17 protein-coding genes are annotated in these 14,353 nt (G+C 70.9%); 6 read left to right on the top strand and 11 right to left on the bottom strand.

Annotated features, from left to right (window positions below):
* Positions 1–14: 14 nt before the first annotated feature.
* Positions 15–374: a DUF5830 family protein gene (locus tag BLT27_RS10090; RefSeq protein WP_089733452.1), complete on the bottom strand. Its 360-nt coding sequence runs from the start codon at positions 372–374 to the stop codon at positions 15–17.
* Between the two features lie 180 nt (positions 375–554).
* Positions 555–929 (bottom strand): 30S ribosomal protein S8e, encoded by a 375-nt coding sequence (locus BLT27_RS10085; RefSeq protein ID WP_089733449.1) that lies wholly within the window; start codon positions 927–929, stop codon positions 555–557.
* Between the two features lie 92 nt (positions 930–1,021).
* Between BLT27_RS10085 and BLT27_RS10080 the strand changes: the two genes are divergently transcribed.
* Positions 1,022–1,474, top strand: coding sequence for a DUF2240 family protein (locus tag BLT27_RS10080; protein WP_089733447.1), 453 nt, complete (start codon positions 1,022–1,024; stop codon positions 1,472–1,474).
* Between the two features lies 1 nt (position 1,475).
* Positions 1,476–1,880, top strand: a complete 405-nt coding sequence (locus tag BLT27_RS10075) for a DUF7993 family protein (RefSeq protein WP_089733445.1) — start codon at positions 1,476–1,478, stop codon at positions 1,878–1,880.
* Between the two features lies 1 nt (position 1,881).
* Here the strand turns inward: BLT27_RS10075 and BLT27_RS10070 are convergent, their stop codons facing one another.
* From BLT27_RS10070 to BLT27_RS10035, 8 genes are all read right to left on the bottom strand, one after another.
* The gene (locus BLT27_RS10070; RefSeq protein ID WP_089733443.1) at positions 1,882–3,099 is read right to left on the bottom strand and encodes a cation:proton antiporter; all 1,218 of its coding nucleotides are present in this window, start codon (positions 3,097–3,099) and stop codon (positions 1,882–1,884) included.
* Between the two features lies 1 nt (position 3,100).
* On the bottom strand, positions 3,101–3,580 hold the full coding sequence (locus BLT27_RS10065) for a cation:proton antiporter regulatory subunit (protein WP_089733441.1): 480 nt from the start codon (positions 3,578–3,580) through the stop codon (positions 3,101–3,103).
* A 54-nt stretch (positions 3,581–3,634) separates the two neighbouring features.
* Positions 3,635–4,438: an agmatinase gene (gene speB, locus BLT27_RS10060; RefSeq protein WP_089733439.1), complete on the bottom strand. Its 804-nt coding sequence runs from the start codon at positions 4,436–4,438 to the stop codon at positions 3,635–3,637.
* A gap of 5 nt (positions 4,439–4,443) precedes the next feature.
* Positions 4,444–4,821, bottom strand: a complete 378-nt coding sequence (locus BLT27_RS10055) for a translation initiation factor IF-5A (protein WP_089733437.1) — start codon at positions 4,819–4,821, stop codon at positions 4,444–4,446.
* Positions 4,822–4,949: 128 nt separating this feature from the next.
* Entirely contained in the window at positions 4,950–6,017 is a 1,068-nt protein-coding gene (locus tag BLT27_RS10050; protein WP_089733436.1) for an aminotransferase class I/II-fold pyridoxal phosphate-dependent enzyme, read from the bottom strand.
* 54 nt (positions 6,018–6,071) lie between these two features.
* Positions 6,072–7,742, bottom strand: a complete 1,671-nt coding sequence (locus BLT27_RS10045) for an ABC1 kinase family protein (RefSeq protein ID WP_089733434.1) — start codon at positions 7,740–7,742, stop codon at positions 6,072–6,074.
* Positions 7,743–7,748: 6 nt separating this feature from the next.
* Entirely contained in the window at positions 7,749–8,105 is a 357-nt protein-coding gene (locus tag BLT27_RS10040) for an Hsp20/alpha crystallin family protein (protein ID WP_089733432.1), read from the bottom strand.
* A gap of 235 nt (positions 8,106–8,340) precedes the next feature.
* Complete coding sequence (locus BLT27_RS10035) at positions 8,341–9,120, bottom strand: GIDE domain-containing protein (protein ID WP_089733430.1); 780 nt, start codon at positions 9,118–9,120, stop codon at positions 8,341–8,343.
* Positions 9,121–9,223: 103 nt separating this feature from the next.
* On the opposite strand from BLT27_RS10035, the gene BLT27_RS10030 reads away from it, so the two are divergent.
* The 3 genes from BLT27_RS10030 (at position 9,224) to BLT27_RS10020 (ending at position 12,878) form a co-directional block, all read left to right on the top strand.
* Positions 9,224–10,453 (top strand): molybdopterin molybdotransferase MoeA, encoded by a 1,230-nt coding sequence (locus tag BLT27_RS10030; protein WP_089733428.1) that lies wholly within the window; start codon positions 9,224–9,226, stop codon positions 10,451–10,453.
* Positions 10,441–12,357: a molybdopterin biosynthesis protein gene (locus tag BLT27_RS10025; RefSeq protein ID WP_175526430.1), complete on the top strand. Its 1,917-nt coding sequence runs from the start codon at positions 10,441–10,443 to the stop codon at positions 12,355–12,357. The genes BLT27_RS10030 and BLT27_RS10025 overlap by 13 nt, the downstream gene beginning before the upstream one ends.
* A 185-nt stretch (positions 12,358–12,542) precedes the next feature.
* A complete protein-coding gene (locus BLT27_RS10020) occupies positions 12,543–12,878 on the top strand; it encodes a DUF8000 family membrane protein (protein WP_089733425.1) in 336 nt (111 codons plus the stop codon).
* Between the two features lie 15 nt (positions 12,879–12,893).
* Here BLT27_RS10020 and BLT27_RS10015 read toward each other — a convergent pair whose 3' ends face one another.
* Positions 12,894–13,568 carry an HAD family hydrolase gene (locus BLT27_RS10015; RefSeq protein ID WP_089733424.1) on the bottom strand — a complete coding sequence of 225 codons (675 nt, stop codon included), beginning with the start codon at positions 13,566–13,568 and terminating at the stop codon, positions 12,894–12,896.
* 160 nt (positions 13,569–13,728) lie between these two features.
* Here BLT27_RS10015 and BLT27_RS10010 point away from each other — a divergent pair, with 160 nt between their 5' ends.
* Entirely contained in the window at positions 13,729–14,346 is a 618-nt protein-coding gene (locus tag BLT27_RS10010) for a universal stress protein (RefSeq protein WP_089733422.1), read from the top strand.
* Positions 14,347–14,353 lie beyond the last annotated feature (7 nt).

The following is a 14,353-nucleotide window of genomic DNA, read 5'->3' as shown; positions in this document are numbered from 1 at the left end:
TCCCCGGCCTCGCGTCACTCCCGGCCGGTGACCTTCCGCACGCACTCCGGACCGAACGGTCCGAGCTCGCCCGACTCCAGCTGGACGAAGTGTCCGGTCGAGATCGACGCCCCACAGCGCCGGCAGTCGTACTCGCCCTCGCGCCGGACCACGTCCGCGGTCTGGCTGACGAAGCCGCCACTCGCCGTCGTCTGTACCACGCCGTCCTCGCGCTCGATGACCCCGCGCATCACCGCCGTGTCGAGTATCTCCCGGACGGTGGCGGGGTCCCGCGTCACCGTCTCGATGCGGTCCATCGCCTCGGCGAGGGCGAGTTCCTCGTCCTCGAGCTTCGAGAGGAGCTCCACGCCGAGTTCGACCCGCTCGTCTGCCATCGTCCCGACGTGGTGGCGTGACGTGATTAAGCCTTGCGAGGGTGCCGTCGCCAGGGGGGGGGAGACGGCGGTGGTGTCGGCGGTTTGCGGACGCCGGTGGCGTGCCAGAGAGCGACGAACAGCGGGCAGCACACCTGGTGCTACGTGGGTCGGTCGAGAGAGACCGCAAGAGAGAGTCGGTTATTCGTCGACGGCGACGGCGTTGACCTGCCCGGTCTGGCCGGGGCGGGAGGTGACGCGGGCGGTGCCGGCGTCGGTCTCGATGAGCGCGCCCTTCGTGATGATGTTCCGGCGCACGTAGTTCGGGTTGGCGTCGTTCTCGACGACGTCCTCGATGGTCGCCTCGACGGTCTCGCCGCCCTTGTTCACGTTGGCGACGTTCGTCGCGAGGGCACGGGTCTTCTCGTTGTTGCCGCGCGTGCCGACGGTTTTGAAGCGCGGTTCGCCGACCTGGGTCTCCGTGGGGAGACGGCCGAGCTGGTGCTTCTTTCGGTTCCGAATCGGGCGCAGTCGCCCACCGGTGCGCTTGCGAGTCGAGCGTCCCTGGTCTTGCATACCCGGGAAGAGTCCCAGGAGCTACTTGAATCGCTCGACTTGGCACGGGCGGAATCGCAGGGTTTAGGCCGTCCTCGGCCGACCGGCGAGACATGAGTCTTCGCGTCGCCGTGGCCGCGCCGTTCCGCCAGCGCGGCAAGGACGAACTCGCCGAGAACGAGTTCGTGGTCGCCCTCTCGCTCGACCGTGACTGGTTCTCGCCGGACCAGGCGAAGCGACTGGTCGACGTGGCGACGGGCGAGGGCCTGCTGGAGCGCGACGACGCCGGACTGCGGCCGACGTTCGACCCGGGAGCGGTGACCGTGCCTGAGGGGTTCGTCCCGGACGAGGACGTGCTGCGCTCGCGCTCGGCGTTCGAGCAGGTGCTCGACGACCTCGTCGCGGACGGCCACGAGAAACACGAGGCGGTCGGAGCGATCAACCAGCTGCAGGACGACCTGGCGGTGAGCATCGAGGCCGCCGCGGTCGTCTACGCGCGGCGGAACGGACTCGACGTGAGCGCGGTCCGCGAGAAGGCCGTCGCGGAACTGACGGGGGAGGAGTAGCGTGGTCGAGGACCGCGTCACGGACGGCGTCCGCATCGCCCAGCTGCTCTCCTCGGAGCTCGACGGGCGCGAGGACGGGACGTTCGACCGGTTCGCCGTGGTCGACGCCGACCCGGACGTCGAGCCGACTGTCGACGGCGCGCTCGCCTACCGGGTGCGCTGTGACGACGAGCCCGTCGCCGAGCTGTTCGTCCAGCCCGACCGCGCCCGCGTCGAACTCCGGACGGGGCTCGACGCCGCCGTCGAGACGGCCGATGCGCTGGCGACGGCTGCCGACGGGACCGTCGACCTACGGGTCCGCCCGAAGGCAGTCGAGCCGCCCCGCGTCGTGCTGTTCGTCGAGTCCGGCGCGGCGGTCAAGCGCGCGGCGGACGTGCTCGCCGCCGCGGTCGACGCCGAGTCCTGAGTCAGGCTCCGTCGGCAGGCCCTTCTGGCGCTGTGGAGTCTGCCTCGAGGTACTTCTCCAGCCGCGGCGCGGCCTTCATCAGCACGGTCCCGAGGACGCTCATCGCGAGCACGTAGCCGACAGCGAAGGCCGGAATCACGTCCGCGAGCGCGCCGGTCCCGACTTCGAGCGCGAGCGCCGCGAGCACCAGCGAGAACTCACCGCGGGCGACGAGCGCGATGCCGACACGCCGGGCGCGGCGCTCGCTCAGGCCGTACCGGAGCCCGCTCCAGTAGCCGCTGACGAGCTTGCTCACGCCGGTCAGGGCGACGGCGACGGCGAGCAGCGTCAGGGCGGTCCCCGAGAGCGAACCGAGGTCGGTCTGGAAGCCGATGGCGAGGAAGAAGATGGCGGCGAACAGGTCCCGGGCGGGCGAGAGCAGCGTCTCGACGCGGTGGACGGCGTCGGTGGCGCTGACGGCCGTGCCGACGAAGAACGCCGCGACGGCCTCGCTGACGCCGAGCTGGACCGCGAGCCCGCCGACGAGCGCGACCGCACCGAGCGTCGTGAGGACGAACAGCTCGTCGGAGCCGACCGAGAGGATACGCTGGACGACGGGCGTGCCGACGCGGGCGAGGACGACCAGCACGGCGATGAACCCGAGCGCGATGGCGACGGCCGAGAGCGCCGCACCGCCGCCCCCGCCGAGCACGAGCGCGGAGAGCACCGCCAGGTAGACCGCGATGGCGAGGTCCTCGACGACGAGCGTCCCCAGCACCACCTCGGCCTCGGGGTCGGCCACCCAGCCGAGGTCGATGAGCGACTTCGTCACGACGGCGCTCGAGGAGATGTAGACGATGCCGGTGACGAACGCGACCTCGACGGGCGTGAACCCGAACGCCAGCCCGATGGCGACGCCGACCCCGGCGTTGACGACGAGGTCGATGCCGCCGATGACGGCGAGGCGGTCGCGGTTCGCGAGCAGCTGGTCGATGCTGAACTCGACCCCGATGAAAAAGAGCAGGAGCACGACCCCCAGCTCGGCGAGCAGGTCCACGAACTCGTGGCGCTGCAACACGGCGAAGGAGACCCCGCCGACCGTCGGTGCGTTCGGCCCGACGACCAGGCCGACGACGATGTACGCCGGGATGACCGACTGGCCCAGCCGGTACGCGAGCGTCCCGGCGACGGCGAGGACCGCGATCGCGAGCCCGGCCTCCAGCAGGAGTCCCGAGGCCATTCTACCGGTCGACGAACTCCCGGAGCGCCTGCTGCTCAGCCCGGGTCCCGAGCACGACGAGGATATCGCCCACCGCGAGGGTCTCGTCGGGGTCCGGGTTCGGAACGGTCTCGTCCCCGCGCTGGATGGCGATGACCGAGACGCCGGTCTGGTTGCGCACGCCGCATCCGGAGAGCGTCTGGCCGACGACGGACGAGTCCTCGTCTAGTTCGACCCACTCCAGGATCGCCTCGCCGAGTGGCACCTGCGTCCGGTCCAGTTCGACGGGCTGGAAGTACGCCCCGGTCAGGATGGCGCCGAGCTGGCGAGCGGTCTCGCCGTCCAGGTCGGCGATGCGCTGGCTGTCCGCGTCGGGGTCCGCTCGGTGGAACAGCTCCCGACGGCCGTCGTGGTGCATGAGGACGACGAGCCGCGCGCCCCCGCCGACCTCGAGTTCGAACTTCCGGCCGACGCCGGGGACGTCGGTCTCGTAGACTGTCATGTCGGACTGGATGGCCGCCTGCGACTTAAAGAGCGATGGCGACGGGGCGGCGACTCACGCCGCGTCCGCGAACACGAACTCTCGCAGCAGTTTCCCGCCCAGGGAGGCCGCCTGCCCGTCGTCGCGGTCGTTCACCTCGACGACGTCGAAGCCGACCACATCGCCGGTCCCCCCGACGGCCCGGACCACGTCCCGCATCTCCCGTGGCGCGAGCCCGAACGGCTCCATCGTGCCGGTTCCCGGTGCGACGCCGGGGTCGGCACCGTCGATGTCCACGGAGAGGTAGACGTCGCGGTCGCCGAAGCCGGGCTCCCAGTCCACGACATCCGCGGGCGGGACGACGGTCACGTCGGCCTCGGCGGCGCGGTTCCACTCGGCCTCGCTGCCCGTCCGGGCACCGAGAATCACGGCCTCGTCGGCCACGTCGAGGACGTGCCTGGTGACGGTCGCGTGGCTCAGCTCGTTGCCGTCGTACGCCTCGCGGAGGTCGAGGTGGGCGTCGAGGCAGACGAACGTGTCGGGGTCGGTCGCGCGGACGTTCGCCAGCGTGACGGTGTGCTCGCCGCCGAGGACCAGCGGGACCGCGTCGTCCCACACCACGTCCGTACAGACGCCCTGGAGGTAGTCGAGGTACTCGGCCGCGTCGTCCCAGGCGCGCACGTCGCCGTGGTCCGCGACGCGGCAGTCGGAGAAGTGGCTCTCGGTGTGGTGGTCGTAGTCGTCGAACGTTTCGGCAAAGCGCCGGACGCGGTCCGGTCCGAACCGCGTGCCCGGCTGAAAGGTCGTCGAGACGTCGAGCGGAGCCCCGACGACCACGTAGTCGGCGTCGTCGCGGCCGGCGGTGGCTCCGGGGAACATCGGCCTCAGACGATCTTGCGCTGGTCCTCGAGCTCGAGGTACTCGATCTCGTCGTCGGGCTCGAGTTCGAGGTCCTCCGGGATGGACATGGAGAACGTCTCGAACGTGTCGAGGTCCATCACCTGTGCGACGGTCTCGGACTCGACGGAGACGACCTGTCCGCCCTTCCGCTCGATGATGGGGACCCAGCACTTCGCGTCGACGGGCTGGGACATGGAGCGCTTCTTACCGTCGAAGACGCCGACGGCCTCGACGCGGGCCTTGGCGCTGCCGTGTTTGCCCGGCTTGGCGGTCGAATAGCCGTTGATCTTGCAGGCAACGTCGTCGATCATCACGTAGCTTCCCTCCTGAAGGTCTCGGACTTGCTTCTGCGTTTTAGCCATGTGGCGGGATTCTGGCCGCGACTGTATAAACCGTTTGGAACGGCGTCAACGACGTGGTCTGCGGGCGTACAGACGGAACCCGCGTCAGACGGTCTCGGCGCGTCCGACAGGCATCGCGGCTGTGCCGGTCAGGCCGTCTCGATGACCCGCGAGACGCGGTCGAGACCCTCCGACAGTTCCTCGGTCGGGAGGCCGAAGCCGAGCCGCCAGTAGTCCGGGAAACCGAACAGGTCGCCGGGCGCGAGCACGACGCTCTCGTCCTCGACGACCCGCACACAGAACTCGCGGGCGTCCGCGAAGCCGTCGGGAACCGTGACGAAGCCGTTGACGCCGACGGGGTCGTACCAGTCGAGCCCGTGCTCGTGGACGAACTCGCGGACGATGCCCCGGTTCCGCGCGGCCAGCTCGCGGTTCTCCCGCAGGATGTCGGCCTCCTGCTCGCCGAGCGCCTGCCGGGCGACGTGCTGGCCGACGACGGGCGGCGAGATGGTCGTGTAGTCCTTCCAGCCCACCGCGTCCTGCACCACGTCCTCGGGGCCGGCGATCCAGCCGAAGCGCAGGCCTGCGAGCCCGTACGCCTTCGTCAGACTCGTGGTGGAGATGCCGTAATCGCCCATGCTGGCAACCGGCGGGAGTGGGTCGTCGTCGAGCAGCCGGTACACCTCGTCACAGAGCAGGTAGGCGTCGTGGGCCGCCGCGAGGTCGTACAGCTCGCCGACGACCGCCTCGTCGTGGTACCGTCCCGTCGGGTTGTTCGGGTTGTTCAGCACGACGAGCTCCGTCTCCGGGCGCATCGCGTCCGCGACGGCGTCTACGTCGAGCGTCCAGGCCGGCTCCTGGAGGTCGACCGTCGTCACGTCGCAGATGGATTCGGGCACGGCCTGCAGCGCCTGGTAAGTCGGCGTCACCACGACGACGTGGTCGTCGGCATCGAGCAGCGACAGGAACACGAGCAGGTTCGCCTCCTGCGTCCCGCAGGTGAAACAGACCTCGTCGGCCCCACGGTCGTAGCGCTCGCCGACCTCGGCGCGGAACTCGGGGTCGCCGTCTGTCGGGATGACGTAGTTCAGCCCGCCGGGGTCCGTGTCGAAGCGCGAGGAGTCGAGCGGTCGGATGCCCGACTCCGCGAGCATGATGTCGGCCCCGTGTTCGTACTCACCGAACCATCGCTCCAGTCCGAACTCGGCGATGTCCATACCGGACGTGTGTGCGGCGACGAGAAACGTGTACCGGCACCGGCGGTCCGGTCCTCAGTCCTCGCGCCGTTTCCGCATGTTCTGTCTGGTGAACTGCGGCTGGGCGCGGATGCCCTTCTTGTCGCGGAAGGACAGCCACAGCAGGAGACCGCCGATGATGCCGATTGCACCCGAGACCCCGGCCGCGTAGAGCGACGCCCCCTGGTAGAGGTACGCCGTCGCGAGCATGGAGAAGGAGAAGACCAGCCCGTAGACGATGCGCTTTGCCAGCCGGTCGATGACGCCCTTCTGGTCGTTCAGTTCGACCTGCAGGGTGAGGTTGCCGCGCTGGGCGCGGTCGAGCGTGTTCTCCAGCTTCGGCGGCACGCGGAGCATCGACTGGGCGGACTCCCAGGCCTGCTCGCCGGTCTCCTCGACGTACTGCTTGATGGACTCCTCGCGGTACCCCTGCTCGGTGAGGTAGTCGGTCGCGGTGCTGATGAAGTCGAAGTCCTCGTCGAGTGTGACACAGACCCCCTCGACGACGGTCGCGACGCGGAGGACGAGCGCGAGGTTCGCGGGCAGCCGGAACGGGAACTCGTAGATGGAGTCCTCGATCTGGCCGACGATCTGGTTCACGCGGTACTGCTCGATGTCGTCGCCGCGGGCGTCGGCGATGGCCAGCTCCATCACGTCGCCCATCACGTCGCGGTCGGCCTCGGGCGAGAGGGTCCCGATGGCGATGAGGGAGTCGAGGATGCCGTCGATGTCCTGGCTCGCGACGGCGATGTAGAACTCGACGATGCGGTCCTGGACGAACTCGTCGACCCGCCCGGACATGCCGAAGTCGTAGAAGACGATGGTCCCGTCGTCGGTCACGGCGAGGTTGCCGGGGTGCGGGTCGGCGTGGAAGACCCCGTCCTCGATGATCATCTGGAGGTACGTCTCCTGGAGCGTCTCGGCGACCTCGCTGCGGTCGATACCCTGCTCGTCGAGTCGGTCGACATCGTTGATCTTCGTCCCGCCGACGTACTCCATCGTGAGCACCCGCGCGTCGGAGTAGTCGTCCAGGACCGCCGGGATGCGTACACCGTCGAACTCCGCGAAGTTCGCGCGGATCTCCGTGAGCATCCGCGCCTCCCGCCCGTAGTCCATCTCCTCGCGGATGGTCTTCGCGAACTCGTCCGCGAGGTTCTCCAGCGAGAACGCCCGGGCCTGGCCCACGAAGCGCATCAGGATGGGCAGCGACCACTTGATGACGCGGAGGTCGGCCTCGACGAGCGACTCGACGCCCGGACGGCGCACCTTCACCGCCACGTCCGTGCCCTGGACACGGCCGCGGTACACCTGCCCGAGGCTCGCGCCGCTGATCGGGTCGGTGTCGAACTCGTCGAAGGTCTCGGCGACGGGGCCGAGCTCCTCCTCGAGGACGACGCGCGCATCGTCCCAGTCGGCCGGCGGCACGTCGTCCTGGAGCGACGCCAGGACGTCGATGTACTCCGCCGGGAGGATGTCGGGCCTGGTCGAGAGCAGTTGGCCGAGCTTGATGAACGTCGGCCCCAGCGTCAACAGCGAGTCGAGCAGGTGCTCGGCGCGGCGGACGCGCGTCTCTGCGTCGACCTCCCGAGGGCCGCCGAACAGCAGGTATCGGCGTCGGTCACGGGCGTACGCGAACAGCAGCGGGAGGAACTGTCTCGCGACGACGAAGAAGCGCCAGTACGCACGAAGGTTGACCAGCGTGACCACCCCGGCTTACTCGTCGTCGCTGATCTCGATTCGGGTCTCCTCGGCGCGCCGCTTCGGGAGACGGAGCTCGAGGACGCCGCGTTCGACCGAGGCCTCGGCACCCTCGGGGGTCGCGTCCGGGGGGAGGGGCAACTCGGCGTCGAGGAACATCGACCGCTCCTCGCGCTCGTAGCGGAACTCGGGGGGCACGTCCTTCTCGCGGCGCGCTTCGAGACGCACCCGACCGTCACTCACGACGATGTCGAGCGTCTCGGTGGACACGCCCGGCAGGTCGACGACGAGGAGGTACGCCTCCTCGGACTCGAGAAAGTCGGCGAACACGGCGTCGGGCAGGTCCCGCAACGCGTCACGCAGCGCTGACATGTGAGCCTCTTGGGGGTCGGGGACGAAAAAGGCCGCGGAGACGGAACCGCCGCGTGTCACAGACAGGCACGGGTAACCGCGTCGCCGCGCGAGGCAGGGGCCACAGCACGTACAGCGCGACGGGGGGTCCGCGGCGACGGCGACGACCGCCTCCGGGCGGGGGGAGGGATGTGAACCAGCCGACGATGCCGATGCTGGCTTCGGAGACGGTCGCGCTGAAGGGAACGAGGTCGGTTCACGGGAGCAGCGGCGTGAGCCCGAGGGCGACCAGGCCAGCGCCGAGCAGCATCGGAACGACGGCCTTCCGACGGAGTCGGCCGACGACGCCGCCCTCGGTCGTATCGGAGACGAGAAAGAGCGGGCCGAACAGCCGGTCCAGCAGGGAGCCAGCGCCATCGCCCGACGGGGCGGCCACGACGCCCTCGACGCCGCTCCCGGGCCGGCGGTTCGCCCGGGCGGAGCCGAACACGTACGCGCTGTCGCCCGGGTCCAGCCGTTCCTCGACGTAGCGGCGGTCGTCGCCCGTCGAGAGGGTGACGACACCGAGGTCGAGCTCGCCGTCCTCGTCGTCGACGCGGTCGTTGGCGTCGATGAACTGCTGGACGCGGTGGGGTGGTGCGTCCCCGCCGTCGACCCGGACGGTGTCGTCCGTCGCGAGCGAGAGCTCCGCACCGTCCGGCTCGACGAGCACCCGGCCGGTGTCGTCCGCGAGGACGAACGGTCGCGACCAGACGCCCGAGTCGACCGTCTTCCAGTGGCTGTGCTTGCCGGACTGCTGGTACTCCTCGACGGTCCAGCGGCAGACGAGACAGTCGGTGCCGGTGAACGGGGCCGAGACGGTCTCCTCGTGGACCCCGGCGACCCCCTGGACCTCGCAGCGCCCGCCGTGGCTGAGTCGGTACGTCGGGATGGGCTCGGCGCGGGTGATGCGGTAGACCGTCGCGCCGACGGTGCCGCCGTAGCCCAGGGCGAGGAGCCCGGCGAGGACGAACAGCTGGTGGAAGGGCGTCATCATCGTCGTTGATTACGCGCCGTCGCGTATAAAAACTGATAATTTCCGGCATGGACTCGTGCGATAGTCCCGCACGTTTTTGCTCCAGCCCACGGACTCTGCGAACATGGACGAACGCAGGCGCGAGTCCGGCTTCCGGGAGCGGACTCGCATCGACGAGGCGAGAGCGGCTCTCCGGGAGCGTGTCGCCGCGGTCGACCGGACGGAGACCGTCGCGGTGGCGGCGGCCGACGGGCGAACGCTGGCCGAGTCGGTCGCGTCGACACGCCCCGTCCCGGGCGAGTCGCGGGCCGCAGTCGACGGGTTCGCCGTGAGTGCGAGCGCGACGTTCGGCGCGAGCGACCGTTCGCCGGCGCTGCTCGCGGCCGGGGGCTCCATCGGAGACACCGAGGACATGCGGGGCGCGCGTCGCGTCGACGCGGGCGACCCATTGCCGTCTGGGGTAGACGCCGTCGTCCCGGTCGGTGGGGCGACCCGTGTCGACGACACGGTCGAGGTGTTCGACCCGGTCGCAGTCTGCGACGGGGTCGCGGCGGTCGGCTCCGACGTGGCCGCCGACGAGCCCCTGTACGAGCCGGGGCATCGTCTCCGTCCGCCGGACCTCGGGCTGCTGCTCGCCGCCGGCGTCGAGACCGTCGCGGTCGGTGACCGCTCCCGGGTCGCGGTCGTACCCACCGGTGACGGCCTCGTGACCGCCGAGCCGGGACCGGGCGAGAGCGTCGAGACCGACTCGCTGACCGTCGCCCGACTGGTCGAGCGCTGGGGCGGCGTCGCCGAGCGCCGCGAGCCGGTTCCGGCCGACCGGACGGCCATCGCCGATGCGCTCCGGGACGCGGCCGCCGCCGCCGACATCGTCGCGACCACGGGCGGCTCCGGCCTCGGACAGGACGACCTGGTTCCGGACGCGCTGGCCGGCGTCGGCGACCTCGACGTCCACGGCGTCGCGGCGACGCCGGGCGAGTCGCTGGGTCTCGGCGCGGTCGACGAGACGCCCGTCGTGGTGCTCCCGGGTGGCCCCGCCGCCTGCGTCGTCGGCGCGATGCAGTTCCTCAGACCTGCGGTGACGTGGGCGGACGGCCGCGAACACGAGGAGCCGCCGACCGGGCCCGCGATGCTCGCCCGGAAGGTCCCCTCCGAACCGGGTGTCAGGACGTACGTCAGGGTGCGCTTCGACGCCGAAGGCGGGCAGCGCGTCGCCGTCCCCATCCGGAGCGACGGCCCGCTGTCGCACGCCTCGGTGGGGCTCGCCGACGGCTGGGTCGAGATCCGCGAGGGCATCGAGGGGCTGCCGGAGGGCGACCTCGTCGCCGTGCAGCGCTGGGGGTGGTCGCCGTGAGGAAGGAGTTCCGCGAGCTGGCACCGCCCGAGGCGGCCCACGAGGCCATCGCGAGCCTCGACCTCGAACCGGAGCCGGAGACGGTGCCGCTCGGCGAGGCGCGCGGCCGGGTGCTCGCCGAGCGCATCGACGCGGAGCGCGACGTGCCGGGCTTCGACCGCGCGAAGCTCGACGGCTACGCGCTCCGGGCGACGGACACCTTCGGGGCGAGCGAGACCGAGCCCGCGACGCTCGACCTCGTCGGCCGCGTGGACGCGGGGACCGAACCCGACGTGACCGTCGGCGTCGGCGAGTGCGTCGAGATATCGACGGGCGCAGTGATGCCGGACGGCGCGGACGCGATGGTGATGGTCGAGGAGACGGACCTCGTCGGGAACGGCGACGGCGACGAACAGGTCGCGGTCAGGTCGAGCGTCACCCCCGGCGGGAACGTCGCCTTCGCGGGCACCGACGTCGCGGCGGGTGAACGCGCGCTCGGCCCCGGGACTCGAATCACACCCCGCGAGGTCGGCCTGCTTTCGGCGCTGGGCGTCGACGAGGTACCGGTGAAAGGCCAGCCGACGGTCGGCATCGTCTCCACGGGCGAGGAGCTCGTCAGACCGGGCGACGAACTCCACGACGAGCGGGGACAGATATACGACGTGAACAGCTACAGCGTCGCTGCGGGCGTCGCCGACGCCGGCGGCGTTCCGGAGCTCTACCCGCACACCGGCGACGACTACGACGAGATGGAGCGCGTGCTCTCGCAGGCCGCCGACGAGTGCGACCTCGTGCTCTCCTCGGGCAGCACCAGCGCGAGCGCGGTCGACGTGGTGTACCGTGTCGTCGAGGAGCGCGGCGAGCTGCTCGTCCACGGCGTCGCCGTCAAGCCCGGCAAGCCGATGCTCGTCGGCGAGCTGGACGACAGCGCGTACGTCGGCCTCCCGGGCTACCCCGTCTCCGCGCTGACCATCTTCCGCACCTTCGTCGCGCCCGCGATCCGCCGGGCCGCCGGGCTCCCCGAGTCCGCCATGGCGACGACGACGGGCGTGCTCGCCGAGCGCGAGCGCCACGCCGAGGGGCGTCACCGGTTCGTCTCCGTGGGCCTGGTCGAGGACGGCGACGGCCGGACGCTGGTCTCCCCCGTGGACAAGGGCTCGGGCGCGACGACGAGTCTCGCGGAGGCCGACGGCGTCGTCGAGATGCCCGCCGACGTGACCTACCTCGACGCGGGCGAGACCGTCACCGTCCAGCTGTTCTCGCCCGATGTCCGTCCGCCGGCCCTCTTCGGCGTCGGCGAGGACGACCCGCTGCTGTCGCTCGCGCTCGACCGCGTCCCGACGGCGCGCTACCTGGGCGTCGGTACGCGCCCGGGGCTCCGCCGCCTGCGGGCGGACGTGCCGGACGTGGCCGTCGTCTCCGGACCTGTCGACCTCGGCCGCGAGAGCGAGGCCGACGAGCCCCCAGTGCTCGCCGAGTGGGAGCGCGAGTGGGGGCTCGTCGTCCCCGACGGCAACCCCGACGACGTGACGGGGCTCGCCGACCCCGTGGACGACGACCTCCGGTTCGTCAACCGGACCACTGCGTCGGGTCTGCGGACGACGCTCGCGAACGCGCTCGCGGACCTGGCCGACGAACGCGGCGTCGAGCGTCACGACGTCGTCGAATCCATCGACGGCTTCGACGCGGGCCGGCGGGCCCACGAGAGCCCGGCGCGGGTGGTCAAATCCGGCGGTGCGGACGTGGCGCTCGGGCTCCGGGCGACTGCCGAGAAGCTGGCCATGGGGTTCGTCCCGTGTGGAGACGAGCGCGTCCGCCTACTCGGCAACCCCGACCGCGTGGAGAAGCGCGGCGTCCAGCAGCTCGTGGCGGCAGTGGACCCCGAGGCAGGGCTGGCCGACGGGCTGGCGGGCTACTCGCAGTAGCTCGCCGGCGTCGCGGACCACCGTCCGGGTTGCGGACCGACGTTCGATGCTTCCTATCGCGAGCGGGACAGCCATCGAACGGTCGTCGAAACACCCGGCTTGAAGGCTATCGCGGCGACCAGCGTCCCGGCCACCTACCTGGTGGCAAACATTAACCGTGTGCGGGACGAACCGCCGACAGGACGATGTCCGACTCCGTCGAGATAACGGCCAAGCACGCCCGAATTGCGCTGTTCGGGGTCACCGTCGTCTGCCTCCTGCTGACCGTCGTGCTCGTCGCCATCTCCGTCGGCGGCCCCCGAGGTGTCGCAGTCGGTGCAGTCCTCTCGCCGGTCGCCGTCCTCGTCGCGGTCGGGAGCTGGCGGAGCCTGACCGGGAAGGCCGTCGGCCCGGTGATGGGAACGCCCTGGGACATCACGCACGACCGGTACGCCTTCCCTGGGCAAGCAGCCAAGGAGCGGTGGCTGCGGACGGTGCGTCGGCTGCCGGACGGCGACGACGCTGAGGACGAGGAGTGCTGATTCTGGACGCGGCTTTCAGTAGCGGTCGTCGGCCCACAGGTCGGCGAACGTCTCGACGCGGTGGTCGCCCATCACGCAGTGGCCGCGGAACTCGTGGCCGTGTCGTTCCACGTGGATGGCGTCGAGCCCGGCGTTCCAGGCGGCGCCCACGTCGCCGCTGCCGTCGCCGGCGAGGACGCCCCTGCCCTCGGTCACGACGCCGCCGTCGGTGGCGACGGGCGGTCTCGCGACGCCCATGTCCCGCAGCGCGTGGTAGACGGGCGTCGGATCGGGCTTCCAGCCGGTCTCGTCCGTACAGCAGACGATGGAATCGAACCAGTCGCGGATGCCGACCTCGTCGATGACGGGGTCGGCGAGGAACTGCTGACAGTGCGTGACGAGCCCGACCGGGCAGTCGAGGTCGCCGACGAACTCGGCGTCGCTGTGGAGGAACGTGTTCTCGGCGCGGACCTGGGGGTCCTCGACGGCGTGGAACGCGGGCCAGAACTCCGCCGGGTCGATGCCCCACGCGCGGAGCTGGTCGTCGCGCTTGCCGGTGAGTCCGTGCCACAGGGTATGGGCCTCCCGGTCACTGAACCGGCGGCCGAGCCGGTCGCCGACCCGGTCGAACACCTCGCGGGTGTACGACCAGTCCACGTCGACGAGGGTGCCGTCGAGGTCCAGCAGCCAGTAGTCGTACTCGGGCGGCATCGGGGTCAGAACTAGGCCGGTTCCCGGTAAGTGTCTTCCGGGGGCGTCTCCCGCTGTGTCGAGGTGCCGGTGTGCCCTCCGGTCGCCGCCGTCGGCGCTTGACGCCAGGCCACGGGAACGGCCGCCCGCGTTTAAGTCCCATGCCGCTGAAGAGTCACGTATGTACGACAGCGTGCTGTTCCCGACGGACGGAAGCGACGCGACGAACCGGGCCCGACGCCACGCCATCGACCTCGCGAGGCAGTACGACGCGACGCTGCACGTGCTCTCGGTCGTCACCGAGGACCCCTACCGCGACGAGACCGCGGCGGAGCGGGCGAACGAGGAGGCCGAGCGGACCGTCGAGACCGTCGGCAACGCCGCCCGCGAGGACGGCGTCGAGGTGGTGACCGCCGTCCGGCAGGGCATCCCGCACGAGACCATCCTCGACTACGCCGGCGAGTCCGACGCGGACATGATCGTCATGGGTACCCACGGTCGGACCGGCGTCGACCGCGCCATCATCGGCAGCGTCACCGAACGGGTCGTCCGGACCGCGGACGTGCCGGTCGTGACCATCCGGATGACCGACGAGCCGACCATCCACGACGCCGACGAGGCCGAAGAGCTCGCGCTGGCGGAGCTCGCCGCGGAGGGCTACGACGACCCGGCGGTCACCGAGGAGCCGTACCGGACAACCGGCTCCTGGATCGTCCCCGCGAAGGCCGGCGACCGGACCGTCCAGGTCCACATCGACGCCGCCTCGGGGTCGGCACGCATCGCCCGGCTACGGGACTGAGCCCGCC

Source organism: Haloarchaeobius iranensis, from assembly GCF_900103505.1.
In the GTDB taxonomy this organism is placed as follows: domain Archaea; phylum Halobacteriota; class Halobacteria; order Halobacteriales; family Natrialbaceae; genus Haloarchaeobius; species Haloarchaeobius iranensis.
The sequence above is the reverse complement of the archived record's forward strand: the minus strand, read 5'-3'. Positions and strand labels throughout refer to the sequence as shown.